Raw genomic sequence first — 17,457 nt, 5'->3', positions numbered from 1 at the left:
GATGGGGGTTGCGGTGGAGGAAATCTTAAAGCTTCCCGTGCTTGAGCAAGCAAAGGTACAAACAAAGTTGTTTGAGCGCCAAGTGGAGTGGATTTCAGTAATAGAGACACCCGTAGAAAATTTCGTAAGGAACAATGAATTTGTTTTAAGTACAGGGGTCGGTTGTGCCAATGATGTCCTTGCACTTGAAGAGTATGTAGAGGACGTGATCCGATCGGAAGCTTCCGTGCTTGCGTTTGCTACAGGGAGACATATTTATAAAATTCCAGATCGGATTGTGCAGGTAGCTGAAGAAAATAACCTTGTTGTCATGGAGATCCCGTGGGAAATCCGTTTTGGCGATATTTTACAAGAGGTTTTGAGGTTAATCAGCGAAGAAAAACGCCAAGAACAGCAACGGACGGAAGAGATTCGTCAGGAATTAATCAATTGTGTATTAAATGGGAAAGGTCTCCAGGAGATTACGGCAATCATTTATAACAATACTGGTATCCCAGCAGCCATAAGCGATCATAATAAACAAATTAGGGCGAACCAGCATTTTAATCGTTATTTGATCGATGTTTTAAATGGGAATGACTCCACAGAAGAAGCTACCTTGCTAGAGACCGATTTGGATTCGGATCATCCGCTATGCCACTTTATCGAAACGTATGGTATAGGAGATGAACGGTGTTACCAGCTGACGATTCTATCTAACTATAAAAAGCAAGGCTATCTTTTGTTTCAACCGGGTCAAGAGGGAGAATTAACTTGGGTGAACCTTCACATAATAGAGCATGCCCTCACCGCCTGCGCTCTTTATTTTGTAAAAGAGAATGCGATTGAAATGACGGAGATCCGTCTCAAAGATAATTTTCTATTAGAATTAGCGAAGCGGGACATGGATATGGATCGGGCGTTATTATCCAAAGCTCAATTGCTGGGATATGACTTGGAAAAACCCTATATCTGTCTTGTGGGTCACATACGTTTCGTCCAGCCTGAAGATAATCTGCCATCATCTACGACTCATTCCGTCGCGTCATCTTCCATGAATAGTCGCAACTACTATATTCAAAAAGAGGTCACTCATGCCGGGGACGCTCTGAACCGGAGGACTATGACTACATTTGATGAAGGGGAAGTCATCGTTTATTTAGAAAGTGACCGTCCGGATTATGAGGAAACAGCCAACCAGTTTCTTGACCTGATTGAACGAAGATTGCATGAATTGTTGAAGGGAATCACGATTAGCTGGGGGATCTCCTGTCATAAGGGGGGCTATAAAGTTTTTCATAAAAGCTATGAAGAAGCTGGGACTGCCCTTAAAATCGGACAGCAGCATGAGGAAGGAGAGCGCACCTTTTTTAGTGATACGAGAATGAACCGGCTGCTGATGGCCCTCTCCCACGAGGAGGAGATAGGGGTAATTGTAAGGGATACACTTGAGAAATTAATTGAGTATGATCAGAAAAGGCAGACAGAATTGATTCACACGTTTATGGTTTACAATAAATACAATAGCAATGTGAGTCAGGCTGCCCGAGCGTTGAACCTTCACCGGCAGTCCCTCCTGCACCGTTTGAGGAATATTGAACATTTGACCGGACTTTCCCTTCTCGATGCGGATGATCTATTTTTATTAGAGTTGAGTGTCCGTTTGTGGCTTTTAAAAAAGGTAGAGAAATAAAGCGCTCCCTAGAGCGCTCTATTTTTCATCATCCACTATTGTTTTCCATTCCTCTTGGCTGGATCCACGGTAGTCAAGCTTCACGGTCCATTGATCATTTTCCTTATCAAAGGCCAGCAAAGAAACGCTTAAGACTCCCTTCTGCTCCGTATCGACTTCGGACAGTGCTGTAGAAAGGGCCTCTGACGCTTTCAAGTCTGCCCCTTCCACCTCACTCATTTCTAATTCCTCCACTTTTTCAGCTTTCGCTTGTTCTGGATACGATTCGGCAATCCCTCCATCGACCCATACTTCGACCTGCTTCCCGAGCCATACATAATCTCCAGGGGCACCAGATACCCACATCGCCCGTCCTTTTTGATCCGATTCATCATCCATGGGGGCAACCACTAAAATTCTATCTTTGTCCTGATCCATAACAAATCCATTCATGTCAGGGGGTGGTGCCTCCGCTTCTGCTTCATTAGGACCTGTTTCCTCTGTCGTAGATATCGTTCCGCAGGCACTTAGAAGAAGAGAAATGCTTATTAAGATTCCAAATCTCCGTCCCTTTCTCATGATCACCACTCCTTATTTCTACTGACGTCTAACCAGGCTGAAAAGTTTCACATGACAGAATCTTTGACCTCTGTTATGATGAAAATCACCAAGTGAATAATTTATGAAACTACTAGGGGGGCCTTAATAGGCTGAGAGGAAAGCGATTAAGCTTTCCGACTCTTACAAACCTGATCTGGTTAATACCAGCGGAGGGAAGTAGTCTGACGATACATTTATCGACACACTGCATACCAGGCCAGGTCCTCTCTAAGGATCTGGCTTTTTTGTTGTGTTGACTTTCAGCTCCCTTATTTAGAAAGGTGGTGAATGGGTGAAAGGTACACGTTTACTTACGATGATGGCCGTCCTCGTTGCGATTGGAACACTTGGTGCGCAATTCCTTTGGTTTCCTGCTGGGATTGCTAAGGCTTATCCAGTACAGCATGCTGTAAACGTAATAGCTGCTGTAATGCTCGGTCCTGTACCAGCGGTTATCATTGCCTTTGTTGTCGGGCTGCTCCGTTTATTACTGGGGCTTGGTACCTTCCTTGCTTTTCCTGGTGGGATGTTTGGAGCATTGCTTGCGGGCATCTGTTACCAATTATTTGAGAAGAAAAGATCCGCTGTTGTTGGAGAAACCATAGGTACCGGAATCATTGGTTCATTAGCCTCTATTCCGATAGCAAATCTGCTAATGGGAAGTACGGCGGGAGTATTTGCTTTTGCTCCGTCTTTTATCATTAGCAGTGTATCCGGAGCATTGATTGCTGTATTTATATTGTCTCGTGTGAAAATTGAAAAAATGGTCTTACAACCATAATACACGGAAACTGCTAGGGGCGCGAGTATTCGCTGAGATAAGGAAATAATCCTTGGTCCCTCAATACCTGATCCGGGTCATGCCGGCGGAGGGAAGTAGTATAGACCCCCGTCTATCCTCTAGTAGCTTCCAAAAATAATAGGAGGCTCCATTCATGTCTTTTACTAAACAATTAAGAATTGAAAATGAAGATGTTTTTCAAAGAATCTTTACCCATCCATTCGTTGAAGGAATCGGGAAAGGGGAAGTGCCGAAAGAGGCCCTTGCCCATTATATTAAAGCAGATTATGAATACTTGAATGCATTCATGCATGTGTACGGCTTGGCCATCTCGAAATCTCCAGACAGACAAAGTATTCGATTGTTCCATGACCAAATAGGCTTCGTCCTGAATAGTGAAGTCCACCCCCACCATAATTTTTGTGAGCAGATCGGAATGTCGTATGAAGACCTGCAAGGGTATCCGCTTCCACCGACAGCCGATCACTATGTTAAACATATGCTCTATCATGCTCATCATGGGGGGATAGGGGAAATTCTTGCTGCTTTACTTCCGTGTCCATGGACCTATTATGAAATCGGAGTGGAACTGATGAAGACTTATCAGCCGGAAGATTCTCATCCGTTCCTGACGTGGATACAATTTTATGCCGATGTTAGAACCAAAACGTTGACAAATCTCTTATGTGAACATCTGGATGCTTATGCCGAACAAGCTTCTGAATCAGAAAAGATAAAAATGAGAGAGGCCTTCAGAAAAAGTTGTCAGCTGGAATATTCATTTTGGGAAATGGCTTATACCCAAGAGGAATGGCCGGCTGAAGAGGAGGTTGTCCGATGAAAGACGTTCATTGTGCCTTGACGATTGCCGGCACTGATCCAAGTGGGGGAGCTGGGATCCAGGCGGACTTGAAAACTTTCCAAGAGTTAAAAAGCTATGGAATGAGTGTTTTGACTTCTATCGTCTCTCAAAATACAACAGGCGTGAAGGATGTTCATCATTTACCGGAAACATTCCTTAAAAGTCAACTTGAAGCTGTTTCAGAAGATATGCCCATCCACGCGTTGAAAACAGGGATGGTTGCTAGTAAGCCTATGATGAATGTTATTAGTCAGTGGCTCGAAACGGTAGACTGCCCTTACGTAATGGACCCTGTAATGGTGGCCCAGAGCGGGGACCCCTTAATGAACAAAGAAGATCAGCGTTATTTGCAGGAGTATCTTATTCCAAAAACGTCTCTAGTTACCCCCAACTTACCAGAAACAGAAGTCCTTGTCGGTGGGAAAGTGGAAACGAAAGAAGAGATGAAGGAAGCAGCGAAGGTCATTGTTGAAGAATTACGAGCAGGTGCTGCCTTGGTTAAGGGAGGGCATCTTAACGGCAGAGCGGTTGATATGTTATATGATGGAAAGAATTATTACGAATACGATTCCGAACGGATTGATTCCTCCAATACGCATGGGACAGGATGTACGTACTCTGCGGCTATAACTGCGTATTTGAGCCAGGGCCATTCCCTCCCTGAAGCGGTTGAAGAAGCTAAATGTTTTGTAACAGAGGCGATTCGGCATTCTTTTGATTTAGGGAAAGGCAACGGACCGACCAATCACTTTGCTCTTCGTGAGGAGGTCCTTAATCGATGGTTATAAGTCTTGTGAAACAAGTGAGGAAAGAACGCCCTTTAATTCACAATATGACAAACACGGTAGTCATGAACTTTACAGCCAACGGACTCCTGGCATTTGGAGGGTCGCCTATTATGGCGAATGCTAAACAGGAGGCGCCTGATGTCACCCGGTTATCCCAGGGTTTACTGTTAAACATAGGTACACTCCATGAGGACCAAGTGCAAGCAATGATTTTGGCTGGCAAAACAGCCAATGAGATCGGAATTCCTGTTGTGTTGGACCCTGTTGGTGCCCCTGCAACCACCTATCGTTCTGAAGTGTGTCGTAAGATTCTAGATGAGGTACAGCCCACAGTCATTAAAGGCAATGCAGGTGAACTGGCTCACCTTGTCGGTATGGAAGTTGAAACAAAGGGTGTGGATTCCACAGGAAAAGGGGACCTGATAAGCATCGTAAAGGAAGTATCCGAAGAATACGGGACAGGAGCTGTCTGCACAGGAGAGAAAGATGTAGGGTGTATAGAAGGGGATGTTTTCATAAATGAAACTGGACATCCGCTATTGGGTCAAATTACCGGTTCCGGATGTTTGTTAGGTTCTTTGCTTGCGGCAGGACTCTCTGTCGCAGGAGATACATCCGACAAAATTTTGGCTACGTTGAACTATTATGGACAGGCAGCGGAAAGAGCTGCTTCACGTCCGGATGTGGAAGGGCCAGGGACGTTCCTTCCACGTTTTATCGATTCTTTGGCAGCGGAGGTGGAACATGCTGGCTAGTAAGCTGAGGAAATATTTCATTATGGGCAGTCAAAATTGCGAGAGAGATCCTCTCGTAATTTTGGAGGAAGCGATTCATGGAGGAATCACATGTTTTCAATATAGGGAGAAGGGAGAAGGTTCCCTTACAGGACAAGCGAAATACAGCCTTGGTCATAAATTGAGGAAACGTTGTGCGGAGGCTGGTATTTTATTCATCGTCAATGATGACGTAGAGCTGTTCGATGCGTTGGATGCAGATGGTCTCCATGTTGGACAGGAAGACCTTGGTGTAGAGGATGTTCGTTTGAAATATCCGGATACAATCATCGGTTTATCTGTATCCAATGAGGATGAATTAAACAGGAGCCCTTTACACCTTGTGGATTATCTGGGAGCTGGGCCTGTCTACCCGACCTCTTCAAAGAAAAACGCAAAACCTGTGGTGGGAACGGAGTGGGTAAAAGAAGTAAAGCGTCAGGTATCCCCTCTCCCTGTTGTTGGGATCGGTGGGATCCACTCTGGTAATGCGAATGAAGTTTTAGATGCAGGAGCTGACGGGGTTGCTGTTATATCTGCAATTGCTCAGGCAGAAGATGTGAAAGCGACGGTTCAATCGATATAAAAAAAGGGAACTTACGCTGGTCGGCGGAGTTCCCTTTTTCTGATTAGATTTATATCTTGGTTTAGAGATTGTCCCCAGGGTTCAGTACGGGTACCTCCATCTGGACAGTATCAGGGTATTTGATCCCTGCCCCTGTATTTAGAACGACAACTTCATCTTCTGATTTAATCCAATCTTGTTTACGTAATTTTCTGGCAGCAGAAAAGGCAGCAGCGCCCTCTGGACAAATAAATGCCCCTTCTTTTTGGGCCAGGACTTTCTGTTCTTCTAAAAGGTCCTGGTCGCTAACTGTTGTTGCACATCCTTCCGTCTCATAAAGGGCTTCTAGGACAAGAAAATCACCAAGGGCTTTTGGAACGTTGATCCCGAAAGCGATCGTTTCAGAGTGAGCCCAGAATTCTGATTCTTTCTTTCCTTGCTCCCAAGCGTCCACAATCGGTGCACATCCCTCAGATTGAACAGCAACCAGTTTCGGCATTTTATCCGATGCTATCCAGCCAATTTGCTGAAGCTCTTTTAAGGCTTTATATATGCCGATCAATCCCACACCCCCGCCTGTTGGATAGAGAATGACATCTGGAACTCTCCAGCCTAATTGTTCTGCAATTTCCAGTCCCATCGTCTTTTTTCCTTCAATTCGATACGGTTCTCTTAATGTGGAGACATCATATAGCCCTGAGTTTTCCACAGATTTCCCCACAATCTTCCCTGCATCGCTAATCAGGCCGTCCACAAGAAAGAGATGAGCCCCCGATAACGCGCATTCATTTCGGGTGATCTTCGGTGCATCCACAGGCATGACTATAGTAGAATCCATCGAAGCTCTGGCGGCATATAAAGACCAGGCGGCTCCGGCATTTCCATTTGTCGGCATCGCCAGTTCTTTTATGCCGAGCTCTTTCGCCTTTGAAACACCCACCGCTGCTCCGCGTGCCTTGAATGATCCGGTAGGGATAATGCCCTCATCCTTCATATACAATTTTCCAATATCCATATCTGATTGAACTGTAGGGAGGGGGAGCAATGGGGTCATTCCTTCTCCCAAAGAAGTGATATATGTAGGGTCCTGAAGCGGGAGAATTTCATGATAACGCCATAAATCAGGGGAGCGGCCTTTCAAATCTTCAGGGGCCCATAATTCCTTCAGTGCATCTATGTCATAGTGTACCAGAAGAGGAGACCCACAAAGTCATCTTCATTTCCTCCTTAGGTCAAGTTACACGTATCATAACATATCAAAGGTGTAGATAAGCTTCCTTCTGACGTTTAGCGACATTGTATTATGGACATCTTCAAAACTTCATACACTTTTTACATTACAAGGAAAAATATATTTGAATACAATAGATGTAACAGTAATTCAAAAATTCAGATAATAGGACGGAGGGGATGAAATGGTTCTTCCTTTTGACATTCTAGAGTATCATCAGCGTCTGAACGAAACGAAGGAACGGATGGCTGATAAAGGTATTGACGTGCTTTTGATTACAGACCCCGCTAACATGAATTATCTTTCTGGTTATGATGCTTGGTCTTTTTATGTTCACCAGATGCTCGTCATCATCATCGATGAACCACAGCCGCTTTGGATCGGACGTTACCAGGATGCGAATGGGGCGCGTGTCACGACGTGGATTTATGATGAAAATGTTATTGCTTACCCCGATTATTACGTCCACTCGAAAGTGAATCATCCGATGGACTTCATCGCAGATATTCTGATTCAAATCGGTCAAGGTTCCCGAAAAATCGGTGTAGAGATGGACCATTATTATTTTACAGGGATGGCATTGGAAAGATTGAAAAGGGGATTACCGAATGCCACATTTAAGGATGCGACATTGCTCGTTAATGGGGTTAGGATTGTAAAGTCTGATCAGGAAATTGAATATATGAGACGGGCGGCCCAAATTGCGGATATAGCGATGACAAAGGGTGTCGAAAGCATCTATCCAGGTGTGCGTGAGTGTGATACAGCTGCCACCATCTATTATCACATGGTGAAAGGGACGTCGGATTTTGGTGGGGAATACCCTGCGATCGTTCCGTTATTACCGACAGGGGACCATACATCTATCCCTCACCTGACTTGGACAGACCGGCCGTTTGTTAAAGGAAGTGCAGTCATTATTGAACTGGCTGGGTGCTATAAACGATACCATGTACCACTGGCAAGGACCGTTTCTATCGGCGAACCGAGTGAAAAAATGAAGCAGGTGGCTCCCATTGTACTGGAAGGTATTCAGAATGTGCTTGATTTCGCTAAACCTGGTGTAACCTGCGGGGAGCTTGAAGAAGTGTGGCGGAAGAGCATTAAAAAGCATGGGTATGAAAAAGAATCTCGCCTAGGTTATTCTGTCGGTCTCAATTATCCACCGGACTGGGGAGAACATACAGCCAGCATTCGAAAAGGGGATAGGACGGAACTGAAACCGAATATGACCTTCCACCTGATTCCAGCTCTCTGGTTTGATACAGATGGAATTGAAATCAGTGAAACATTCCGGGTGACAGAATCAGGAAGTGAAAGGTTTACCACCTATCCACAGGATTTAATCGTACGCGATCCGATGGATTTAAGCGGGCAGATCAGCTAAGGGAGGTTTTGAAAATTCGACTATTTGAAAGAGATGAGATAGAAAAAGTGATTCGTCTGGACACAGGTCTTGTGGAAAAGATGGAGGAAGCCTTTACATCATTGGTAGAGAATCAAGCACAGATGCCGCCGATCATGAGAATCGATGTCCCTGAGTATAACGGAGAAGTGGATATTAAATCGGCTTATATTAAAGGACAGGACAGTTTTGCTGTGAAATTATCTTCCGGTTTCTTTGATAACCCTTCCCTTGGTCTCCCAAGTGCGAACGGCATGATGATTTTAATCAACAGTCAAACAGGAGAACCATTGTCCATATTAGCGGACCAAGGCCTTTTAACCGATTTAAGAACAGCTGCAGCTGGGGCCGTAGCAGCGAAATATGGTAGTAGAGAAGATAGTAAGACAGCTGGGATTATCGGTACGGGTTCTCAGGCCCGCCTTCAGTTGGAGGCGCTTATGCTTGTGCGTCCTATTGAACATGTGATGGTATATGGAAGAAATAAAGGAAAGGCAGAGGACTTCAAAGCTGAAATGGAGGAGAAGTTTGATATTGAGATTAGAATATTTCCTACAATCTCAGAAATTGTCGAGCAAAGTGATATCGTGGTGACGACAACTCCATCCAAAGAACCTTTGATTTATGGTGAGTGGCTTCGAGAAGGGCTCCATATTACAGCGATGGGTTCTGATGCCGAACATAAGCAGGAATTGGACTCAACCGTATTGGAAAAAGCAGATCGGATTGTATGTGATGTGAGGGCTCAGTCCATTCGTTTAGGAGAATTGCGATCAACTCCTGAGATGGAGGGTCATACAGTAGAGCTTGGGGAAGTGACAAGTAAGCAAGTCTCTTTTCGTCATTCAAATAGTGATATAACCGTTTGTGACTTAACAGGTACAGGAGTGCAGGATACAGCGGTGGCAAGACATGTATACGCATTACTTTTAGCCAAGGAGGGCGTTTAAAGATGAAAGAAGCAAAGTTTAGTACGAAATCTATCTGGGCTGGAGAAAAGGAACAACTTGCGTTCGGGGCTACTCAAGTCCCAGTTGTACACAGTGTATCATTTGGATATGACGATATGGACGAATGGTACGAAGTAGCGATAGGCAATAAGCCTGGCCACATCTATGGGAGAAACACGAACCCTACGGTCCAGGCATTCGAAGATAAAATCCGCATATTGGAAAATGCAGAAGCAGCTACAAGTTTTTCTACCGGAATGGCGGCGATAAGCAATACCCTCGACACCCTATTGTTTCCAGGTGACCGTATTGTTTCCATTAAAGATACGTATGGGGGAACGAATAAAATTTTTACAGAGTTCCTTCCGAAACAGCAGGTGGAAGTCGTACTTTGCGAAACAGGGGATCATGCGGCTTTAGAAGAGGAAGTAGCCAAAGGATGTAAAGTACTTTATTTAGAAAGTCCGACGAACCCGACTGTCAAAATAACCGACATTAAACGAATGGCGGCTGCTGGCAAAGCTGTGGGTGCTACAGTTATTGTGGATAATACCTTTGCAACACCGGTGAATCAAAATCCATTAGAGCTTGGGGCCGATCTTGTCATTCATAGTGCGACGAAGTTTTTAGGAGGTCATGCCGATGCTCTAGGTGGAGCGGTTTGTGGCAGAAAAGATTTAGTAGAAGCGATTTATCATTACAGGGAAATCAACGGAGCAACGCTCGATCCAATGGCGGCGTATTTGCTATTAAGAGGGATGAAGACATTAAAACTGCGTGTCGAACAACAAAATAAAAATGCCGCAGCTATTGCTGAACACTTAAAAACGTTCGACATGGTCGAAGGGGTCTTTTATCCAGGGCTTGAAACGCACCCGAACCATGAGATTGCTAAACAGCAAATGAACGGGTTTGGGGGAATGCTGAGTTTTGCAGTTAAAGGTGGAGTTGCCACTGTTCGTGACCTTTTACCAAGGCTTCAATACGCTAACCGGGCCGCTAACCTTGGGTGTGTAGAGACAGTAGTCGGTCCTTCTAGAACAACAAGCCATGTTGAATGTACACCTGAAGAGCGAGCGGCTATGGGTATTCCGGAAGGGTTGATTCGTTACTCTGCGGGAATTGAAGATATTGATGATTTAAAGGAAGACTTGTCACAGGCTTTTCAATCCTTACAAACGTTTGTGAATAAGTGAGGAGGGCAGCGATGTGAAAACCAAAAAGGCGGACTTAGTTTTACGTTCTAATCAATTATTTGACCTATTAGTGAAATGGAGAAGGGATTTCCATCGCTATCCTGAACTCAGTTTTAAGGAAAAACGAACAAGTGAAACGGTCATTGGAATTTTAGAGGATCTGGAAGTTTTCCAAATCGAAAAAAATGTCGGCGGTTATGGTGTAATCGCTACTGTAACCCAGGGAGAAGGACCGGTTGTAGGAATTAGGGCGGATATGGATGCCTTGCCGATTTTTGAAACAACAGAGAGCCCTTGGTCTTCAAGAGTCCCAGGTGTTATGCACGCCTGCGGTCATGATGCCCACACGGCGATTTTACTTGGTGTTGCTCATCTTTTGGCAGAGGATGTAAAAGCGGGACGGTTCCAGGGGACAATCATGCTCATTTTCCAACCAGCGGAAGAAAGTTGCGACGAATGGGGAGAGACAGGTGCGTTAAAAATGCTCCGTTCAGGCAAACTCGATAAACTGGACGTAGCCCTTGCTCTTCATATGTGTCCATGGCGGAAGACCGGGGAGATTCAATGGCATAATGGTCCAAGCATGGCGAATAATGACGAGTTTCATTTACAGATCAAGGGAAGTGGTGGGCACGCAGGTTATCCGCAGCATGTGAAGGACCCTGTTTGGATGGCAACCTACGTGCTGCAGTCGTTGTACAGTTTGAATGGGCGCAAAGTAGATCCGCTGGATGTAGGTACCATTAGTGTAGGTCAGATTCATGCGGGGGAAGCCAATAATATTATCCCGGACACCGTAGAAGTTCAAGGAACAATAAGATCTTACAAAGATGAGGTCCGTGAGACTCTTTTAAAGGAAATCCATCAGACAGCTGAAATCATTACAGCCCTTGGTGGAGAATACTCCCTAAAAGTCAACCGTGGAGAGCCCTCTCTGATAAATGACCCTTACGTGAACAATGTGATCAGGGAGGCTTCCTACGGCATGACACAGTACGAAGCGCCATTTGGAATGGGAAGTGAAGACTTTAGTTATTTCACTCGAAAGGTTCCTGGTGCTATGTTTTTTTTAGGATGCGGCTTAGATAAGGAAACAGGCCTCCATCAATCAGATTTTAATATCGATGAAAAGTCCCTGCCGCACGGAGTCAGGGTCTTACTGAATAGTGCATATCTTTTATTGGAGCGAGGAGGAGGATTTCAATGAGTGTAAAAGTCGCCATGATCGGTTTTGGAGGCGTGGGGCAGTCATTTGCAGAAATTGTGAATGAAAAGCAAAAGGAGTTACAACAAAAGTATGGACTCGAAGTTGAAATCGTTGCTGTATCGGATGTTAAAAAAGGAGCGGTTTATCAATCCGATGGTTTAAATATCCCTAAGCTTCTAGATTGTGTGAGGCGTACCGGATCTTTGGAAAACTACCCAGAGACATCTCAAACCATTAAGGGCTGGAGCAGTTTAGAAACGATTGAGCAGTCAAATGCCGATGTTATTATTGAGGTGACTTATACAGATGTGAAAACGGGAGAACCAGCGCTCACGCACTGTCACCGAGCCTTTGATACAGGAAAGAGTGTCATCACAACAAATAAAGGACCTGTGGCTCTTGCGTATAAAGAGTTAATAGAAAAAGCGGAAGATAACGAGGTATTCTTTGGATTTGAAGGAACTGTCATGAGTGGAACACCTGCACTAAGGTTACCCTCTGAAACGCTCGCAGGAAACGAAATTAGAGAAATTAAAGGGGTATTAAACGGAACGACAAATTATATCCTCACGGCTATGGAGGAGGGGATGGAATTTAATCAAGCTTTGGAAAAAGCACAAGCATTAGGATATGCAGAAGCGGATCCCACTAGTGATCTGGAAGGATATGATGTACGTTATAAAGCTGCAATTTTATCCAATCACGTATTTGGCGTCCCACTCGATCCAAAGGATATCTTTTGTGCCGGGATCACGGGCTTGACTGCTCACGATATCAATGAAGCAGCAGCATGTGATGAAAAATGGAAGCTTCTTGCCCGAATTCGCCAGGGAAACGGCGTAGTGACGGCAAGTGTCCAACCAGAACGTATTAAGAATGATGATCTTTTAGCAGGTATAATGGGGGCGACGAATGCCATTGTGTATGAATGTGACTTATCTGGCCCGATTATGCTTACTGGCTCAGGAGCTGGTTTGAAAGAAACCGGTTTTTCATTATTAATTGATTTAATTCATTGCCACAAACGGAAGGAATTAAGTAAAACCTAAGGGGGGAAACTGGATGGAGACACAGGTGGTGACACGCCAAATGCTTGTGGGTGGAAAGTGGATGTCGAATGAAAGGACGTTTGAAGTATTTGATTCACACAATAATGAAGTTATTGCCCATGTGCCTTCAGCAACGGAAGAGGAGATGCTGAAGGCGATCGAAGAAGCTGAGCGAACGGTTAACCAAAGAAAAATCCTTCCAGTACATGAGCGGATCCGGATTTTAACAAAGGTTTCAGAGTATATGGAAGCCCATCATGAAACGTTTGCAGTGACAATCGCACGGGAAGGAAGTAAAACGATTACAGAAGCACGATCAGAAGTGACACGTGCCACACAGACTATCCGGATCAGTGCGGAAGAAGCCAGACGGATGAAGGGAGAAACCATCAATTTCGACCAGAACCCTGGCAGTGAAAACAGGGTGGGGTATTTCAAACGGTTTCCTGTTGGAATCGTCGGGGCCATTACACCATTTAATGATCCTTTAAACCTTGTAGCCCATAAAATCGGCCCAGCGATCGCCGCAGGAAATGCCATTATCTTGAAGCCTGCCTCTGCCACTCCTTTAAGTGCGTTAAAACTTGCAGAAGCATTTGTGGAAGCTGGTCTCCCTGGTGGGTACCTCTCTGTTATCACTGGTTCTGGAAAAGAAATAGGCGATACTCTAGTCACTCATCCAGCTATCAAAATGATATCATTCACTGGCGGGGCGAACGCTGGAGAAGCCATAACCAAAAGAGTAGGAACAAAGAAAGTGAGCATGGAATTGGGGTCGAATTCTCCGGTCATTGTTTTACAGGATGCCGATCTTCCTAAGGCTGTGCATGCTTGTTGTTCAGGAGCCTTTTCAGCGGCTGGCCAAAACTGCATTGGTGTCCAACGAATTTATGTGGAACGTTCTGTCTATGCGGAATTTCTGGACGGCATAACGGAGGCTTCAATGGCTTTGAACGTGGGAGACAAAATGAATGAAAGAACGGACGTTGGTCCGATGATTAACGAAAAAGAAGCAGTAAGAGTGGCTGAGTGGGTGAATCAGGCTGTTGAGCAAGGGGCAAAAATTGAAACAGGAGGCGTTCGTGAGGGTGCCTATTATTCCCCTACAGTCCTGACTAACGTCTCACCGGATTCAACGATTGCTAAAGAAGAAGTTTTCGGACCAGTAGTGATTGTGGAACCGATCGATGACTTGGAACAAGCGATTGAAAAGGCCAACGCGGTCAACTATGGACTGCACGCCGGAATTTTTACCAAAGATTTGAACAAAGCTTTTCAAGCGATTGAAAAAATCGATGTTGGTGGAATTATGATTAATGACAGTAGCGATTACAGAATTGATGAAATGCCATTTGGCGGTACGAAAGGATCTGGAATTGGCCGGGAAGGGATTAAATACAGTATGGACTCTATGACAGAGCAGAAAGTGGTTTGCTTCAATATTGACGAGTAGTTTTATTGTAAACTAAGGCGCCTAAAAGGGCGTCTTTTTTCATAAGCTCAGGTAAATGTCTCAAAAAAGCCAAACGTGTCTCGATTCCTCTGGGTCATCATCAGATAAAATTCACCGTTTATAAAAAGGAATAGGGACACTGAAATGGTACTTCTTCTCAGGGATATTGTTTGTTGTCATGCAAATAGTAAACGTGATGATATTCCTGAGGAGGATGTAAGATGAAGAAAAAACTGTTTATTTTATTTGCAGCCATTATGATGGTTGTCATACTGGCTGCCTGTAATACATCTGAAGAGCGTGCGCGTGAAAGTCAGCGCAATAATATGAATGAAGTAAGTTTCGGCCCTGAAGACCAGGGGATGCAAGGAGATGGAAATGGCCAGAAAAGGATGGACCCTGGTGCAGATGGCCAGAACCGTTTTGATGCTAACGTTCCTTATGAAGGGATGAACCCTAACGGTACGAGTGGTTCTATGCAAGGTCCTTATTTCTTTGATCAGGATGGTCGTTACACACATGATGGCCAAGAAGGAAATCAAAGAGACCTGCAGAGAAACGATCAAGCGGAACAACAACAGGATGACGCTGGTCAGCAAAGTGATCAAGCAAATGGAGATTTCCAGGAGCAAGTGATTGAGTTGACAAACAAAGCTCGTGAGAAAAATGGCTTAAGTCCACTCAAGAATAGTAATGAAGTGGAAGAAGTCGCACAGACAAAGTCGGAAGATATGGCACAGAACGATTATTTCTCCCATACATCCCCGACCTATGGTAGTCCTTTCGATATGTTGAAGGAGTTTGGTGTAGATTATTCTACTGCTGCAGAAAATATAGCGGCAGGGCAACAGTCGCCACAAGCGGTTGTAGATGGATGGTTAAACAGTTCTGGACACCGTAAAAATATTATGAATGAAAATGTTACCCATATCGGTGTGGGACATGCGGAAGATGGGGACTACTGGGTTCAGATGTTCATTGCTAAATAAACAAGACATGGCGCTTGGTTTAGATATCAGGCGTCTTGTTTACATAGTACCTAAGGCAGGGGAAGATAGAAATGAAAAAAATATGGATGTTGATGATTGTATTTATAATATCTGTTACACCCATGCAGGCTCATGCTTTTAATGAGAAGCGCCTGGTTGCCATCGGTGATTCTATTCCTTATGGATACAATTTGACGAAAGAAAATAAAAACCCCCCAAAAGAATCCTTTCCGTACTTAATTGGTATGGAAAAAGATATGGAAGTGACAAATTTAAGTATTCCGGGTCTTACCTCTGCTCAACTTTTAATGGCGGTGCGGTCAAATAAAATATTTAGGGAGAGCTTAAAAGAAGCAGACTATGTCATTGTTTATATAGGAGGGAATGATTTATTAAACGTGGTGAAAAAGAACGGAGGTTTAGACGGATTGAAGATGGAGGAAGCAGCTCCTGTGATTCGTGATTTAATTTATAATGTATATTCGACCATTCTTGAAATAGATGAACTGACAGATGGGAAAATCCTGGTCTATAACATATATAATCCATATCCTGCTGCTGGAGACAAGCTCAGCACCCCTTTAGCCTATATTAATCAGCAGTATGCTTCTTTGATTCAATTATTGAAGCATTTCGCTTCGGTAACTTTAATAAATGCTTATAAAGCGTACCATGACCATCCAGAATATATTATTAAAGGTGATGTGCACCCAACGGAAAAGGGGCAGAGAATTCTGGCTGAGATCACCTTGAAACATCTTGATGAATAAAAACTTCATGTGGATGGTTCTTCCAATCTTCATGTATAATGAAACTATTGTAGATGGAGGTGTTGAGCATGGTGAGGTTTGGGATTATCGGAACAAACACCATTACCGAGAAGTTTATCCAGGCTGGGAAACAGCATGGCCAATTTGAATTACAGGCAGTCTATTCGCGCTCAAAAGAACGAGCGGAAAGTTTTGCTTCCCAGCATGGAGCTAGGGAAACATTTACAGATATTGAGGCAATGGCTGCCAATCCGAATGTAGATGCTGTATATATTGCGAGTCCGAATGCTTTTCATATGGAACAGGCCGTAACGATCATGAGAAAGGGAAAGCATGTATTGTGTGAGAAGCCGATGGGATCTAACAGAAGAGAAATTGCCATGATGATGGAGGTGGCTGAAACAGAAGGAGTCACTTTGATGGAAGCCGTTAAATCCACAGTTATGCCCGGTTTTTTAAGTGTCCAGAATCATTTACATAAAATTGGAAAAGTCCGGCGTTATGTCGGTAATTTCTGCAAATATTCTTCCCGTTATGATGCCTACAAACAAGGGGAGGTTTTGAATGCCTTCAAACCAGAACTATCTAATGGATCTTTAATGGACCTTGGGATTTACGGAATTTATCCGATGATCGTCTTATTTGGCGCTCCCAATAATATTAAGGCGAATGCTGTCTTTTTAGACTCGGGGGTGGATGGCCAGGGCAGTATCGTAGCTGATTACGATGATATGGAAGGGGTGATTATGCATTCGAAAATCATTGATTCCCATGCCCCTAGTGAAATCCAGGGAGAAAAAGGGACGATTCTTATACCGAATATTTCCGAGCCAAGGGATATAACCATCCTTTATAGAGATGGAACGGAAGAAAAGCTGGATTATATGGATGAATATTTGCCTATGTACTATGAAACGGCTGAATTTATGCGAATTGTAGAGAAAAAGGAAACTCAAACGAATAATCATTCCTTAGAGCATACACTTCTCACAGCAGAGGTCATGGAAGCAGCCCGTCGGCAGATCGGATTGATGTACCCTAGCGATCAATGGTAGGAGATGCCTGATAAAAGAGACACGCATCAAGAGCGTGTCTTTTTTTTAGATTGTCCAGGTCTTAAGATGAAATCTCTGGGGTGTTTGCCAAACGCTTGATGGAGGAGAGTGAGTCTTGTTCCTACTTTCACA

16 protein-coding genes, 1 pseudogene and 2 riboswitches are annotated in these 17,457 nt (G+C 44.2%); of the genes and pseudogenes, 15 read left to right on the top strand and 2 right to left on the bottom strand.

Annotated features, from left to right (window positions below; all coding sequences use genetic code 11):
• Nucleotide 1: 1 nt before the first annotated feature.
• Nucleotides 2–1,672 carry a PucR family transcriptional regulator gene (locus BLW54_RS03710; RefSeq protein WP_074733285.1) on the top strand — a complete coding sequence of 557 codons (1,671 nt, stop codon included), beginning with the start codon at nucleotides 2–4 and terminating at the stop codon, nucleotides 1,670–1,672.
• Between the two features lie 18 nt (nucleotides 1,673–1,690).
• On the opposite strand, the gene BLW54_RS03705 is transcribed toward BLW54_RS03710, so the two are convergent.
• Nucleotides 1,691–2,230, bottom strand: coding sequence for a DUF3221 domain-containing protein (locus BLW54_RS03705; RefSeq protein ID WP_074733284.1), 540 nt, complete (start codon nucleotides 2,228–2,230; stop codon nucleotides 1,691–1,693).
• Nucleotides 2,231–2,334: 104 nt separating this feature from the next.
• A riboswitch (TPP riboswitch) is annotated at nucleotides 2,335–2,444 on the top strand.
• A gap of 99 nt (nucleotides 2,445–2,543) precedes the next feature.
• Between BLW54_RS03705 and thiW the strand changes: the two genes are divergently transcribed.
• The 5 genes from thiW to thiE all read left to right on the top strand — a co-directional run bounded on the left by thiW (nucleotide 2,544) and on the right by thiE (nucleotide 6,041).
• A complete protein-coding gene (thiW, locus tag BLW54_RS03700; protein WP_139254078.1) occupies nucleotides 2,544–3,032 on the top strand; it encodes an energy coupling factor transporter S component ThiW in 489 nt (162 codons plus the stop codon).
• A 5-nt stretch (nucleotides 3,033–3,037) separates the two neighbouring features.
• A riboswitch (TPP riboswitch) is annotated at nucleotides 3,038–3,143 on the top strand.
• Between the two features lie 43 nt (nucleotides 3,144–3,186).
• Complete coding sequence (gene tenA / locus BLW54_RS03695) at nucleotides 3,187–3,873, top strand: thiaminase II (RefSeq protein WP_035507010.1); 687 nt, start codon at nucleotides 3,187–3,189, stop codon at nucleotides 3,871–3,873.
• Complete coding sequence (gene thiD / locus BLW54_RS03690) at nucleotides 3,870–4,682, top strand: bifunctional hydroxymethylpyrimidine kinase/phosphomethylpyrimidine kinase (RefSeq protein WP_074733283.1); 813 nt, start codon at nucleotides 3,870–3,872, stop codon at nucleotides 4,680–4,682. Before tenA ends, thiD begins: the two co-directional genes overlap by 4 nt.
• On the top strand, nucleotides 4,673–5,437 hold the full coding sequence (thiM, locus tag BLW54_RS03685) for a hydroxyethylthiazole kinase (protein ID WP_035507007.1): 765 nt from the start codon (nucleotides 4,673–4,675) through the stop codon (nucleotides 5,435–5,437). The genes thiD and thiM overlap by 10 nt, the downstream gene beginning before the upstream one ends.
• Entirely contained in the window at nucleotides 5,427–6,041 is a 615-nt protein-coding gene (gene thiE, locus BLW54_RS03680) for a thiamine phosphate synthase (protein WP_074733282.1), read from the top strand. Before thiM ends, thiE begins: the two co-directional genes overlap by 11 nt.
• A gap of 61 nt (nucleotides 6,042–6,102) precedes the next feature.
• Here the strand turns inward: thiE and BLW54_RS03675 are convergent.
• Nucleotides 6,103–7,227, bottom strand: a pseudogene (locus BLW54_RS03675) (threonine synthase); the annotation flags it as partial.
• A gap of 208 nt (nucleotides 7,228–7,435) precedes the next feature.
• Here BLW54_RS03675 and BLW54_RS03670 point away from each other — a divergent pair.
• The 9 genes from BLW54_RS03670 (at nucleotide 7,436) to BLW54_RS03630 (ending at nucleotide 17,325) form a co-directional block, all read left to right on the top strand.
• Nucleotides 7,436–8,638, top strand: a complete 1,203-nt coding sequence (locus BLW54_RS03670) for a M24 family metallopeptidase (RefSeq protein WP_035507004.1) — start codon at nucleotides 7,436–7,438, stop codon at nucleotides 8,636–8,638.
• A gap of 8 nt (nucleotides 8,639–8,646) precedes the next feature.
• On the top strand, nucleotides 8,647–9,606 hold the full coding sequence (locus tag BLW54_RS03665) for a cyclodeaminase (protein ID WP_231622349.1): 960 nt from the start codon (nucleotides 8,647–8,649) through the stop codon (nucleotides 9,604–9,606).
• Nucleotides 9,607–9,608: 2 nt separating this feature from the next.
• Nucleotides 9,609–10,802, top strand: coding sequence for a cystathionine gamma-synthase family protein (locus tag BLW54_RS03660; RefSeq protein ID WP_035507002.1), 1,194 nt, complete (start codon nucleotides 9,609–9,611; stop codon nucleotides 10,800–10,802).
• Nucleotides 10,803–10,815: 13 nt separating this feature from the next.
• Complete coding sequence (locus tag BLW54_RS03655; RefSeq protein WP_074733281.1) at nucleotides 10,816–12,009, top strand: M20 metallopeptidase family protein; 1,194 nt, start codon at nucleotides 10,816–10,818, stop codon at nucleotides 12,007–12,009.
• Nucleotides 12,006–13,058 (top strand): homoserine dehydrogenase, encoded by a 1,053-nt coding sequence (locus tag BLW54_RS03650; protein ID WP_035506997.1) that lies wholly within the window; start codon nucleotides 12,006–12,008, stop codon nucleotides 13,056–13,058. Before BLW54_RS03655 ends, BLW54_RS03650 begins: the two co-directional genes overlap by 4 nt.
• Nucleotides 13,059–13,071: 13 nt before the next feature.
• Nucleotides 13,072–14,511 carry an aldehyde dehydrogenase family protein gene (locus BLW54_RS03645; RefSeq protein WP_074733280.1) on the top strand — a complete coding sequence of 480 codons (1,440 nt, stop codon included), beginning with the start codon at nucleotides 13,072–13,074 and terminating at the stop codon, nucleotides 14,509–14,511.
• 221 nt (nucleotides 14,512–14,732) lie between these two features.
• The gene (locus tag BLW54_RS03640) at nucleotides 14,733–15,500 is read left to right on the top strand and encodes a CAP domain-containing protein (RefSeq protein ID WP_074733279.1); all 768 of its coding nucleotides are present in this window, start codon (nucleotides 14,733–14,735) and stop codon (nucleotides 15,498–15,500) included.
• Nucleotides 15,501–15,571: 71 nt separating this feature from the next.
• Nucleotides 15,572–16,270 (top strand): SGNH/GDSL hydrolase family protein, encoded by a 699-nt coding sequence (locus BLW54_RS03635; protein WP_074733278.1) that lies wholly within the window; start codon nucleotides 15,572–15,574, stop codon nucleotides 16,268–16,270.
• Between the two features lie 68 nt (nucleotides 16,271–16,338).
• Nucleotides 16,339–17,325, top strand: a complete 987-nt coding sequence (locus BLW54_RS03630) for a Gfo/Idh/MocA family protein (protein ID WP_074733277.1) — start codon at nucleotides 16,339–16,341, stop codon at nucleotides 17,323–17,325.
• The last annotated feature ends 132 nt before the right edge of the window (nucleotides 17,326–17,457 follow it).

It is taken from the genome of Halobacillus karajensis (genome assembly GCF_900108515.1).
GTDB lineage: Bacteria > Bacillota > Bacilli > Bacillales > Halobacillaceae > Halobacillus > Halobacillus karajensis.
The sequence above is the reverse complement of the archived record's forward strand: the minus strand, read 5'-3'. Positions and strand labels throughout refer to the sequence as shown.

Excerpts from the sequence above, each read along its gene's own strand:
- thiM (WP_035507007.1), top strand. The coding sequence starts at position 4,673 with ATGGTTATAAGTCTTGTGAAACAAGTGAGGAAAGAACGCCCTTTAATT.
- BLW54_RS03635 (WP_074733278.1), top strand. The coding sequence starts at position 15,572 with ATGAAAAAAATATGGATGTTGATGATTGTATTTATAATATCTGTTACA.
- BLW54_RS03645 (WP_074733280.1), top strand. The coding sequence starts at position 13,072 with ATGGAGACACAGGTGGTGACACGCCAAATGCTTGTGGGTGGAAAGTGG.
- BLW54_RS03670 (WP_035507004.1), top strand. The coding sequence starts at position 7,436 with ATGGTTCTTCCTTTTGACATTCTAGAGTATCATCAGCGTCTGAACGAA.
- thiE (WP_074733282.1), top strand. The coding sequence starts at position 5,427 with ATGCTGGCTAGTAAGCTGAGGAAATATTTCATTATGGGCAGTCAAAAT.
- BLW54_RS03660 (WP_035507002.1), top strand. The coding sequence starts at position 9,609 with ATGAAAGAAGCAAAGTTTAGTACGAAATCTATCTGGGCTGGAGAAAAG.
- BLW54_RS03710 (WP_074733285.1), top strand. The coding sequence starts at position 2 with ATGGGGGTTGCGGTGGAGGAAATCTTAAAGCTTCCCGTGCTTGAGCAA.
- BLW54_RS03630 (WP_074733277.1), top strand. The coding sequence starts at position 16,339 with ATGGTGAGGTTTGGGATTATCGGAACAAACACCATTACCGAGAAGTTT.
- BLW54_RS03640 (WP_074733279.1), top strand. The coding sequence starts at position 14,733 with ATGAAGAAAAAACTGTTTATTTTATTTGCAGCCATTATGATGGTTGTC.
- BLW54_RS03650 (WP_035506997.1), top strand. The coding sequence starts at position 12,006 with ATGAGTGTAAAAGTCGCCATGATCGGTTTTGGAGGCGTGGGGCAGTCA.
- thiD (WP_074733283.1), top strand. The coding sequence starts at position 3,870 with ATGAAAGACGTTCATTGTGCCTTGACGATTGCCGGCACTGATCCAAGT.
- BLW54_RS03705 (WP_074733284.1), bottom strand. The coding sequence starts at position 2,230 with ATGAGAAAGGGACGGAGATTTGGAATCTTAATAAGCATTTCTCTTCTT.
- tenA (WP_035507010.1), top strand. The coding sequence starts at position 3,187 with ATGTCTTTTACTAAACAATTAAGAATTGAAAATGAAGATGTTTTTCAA.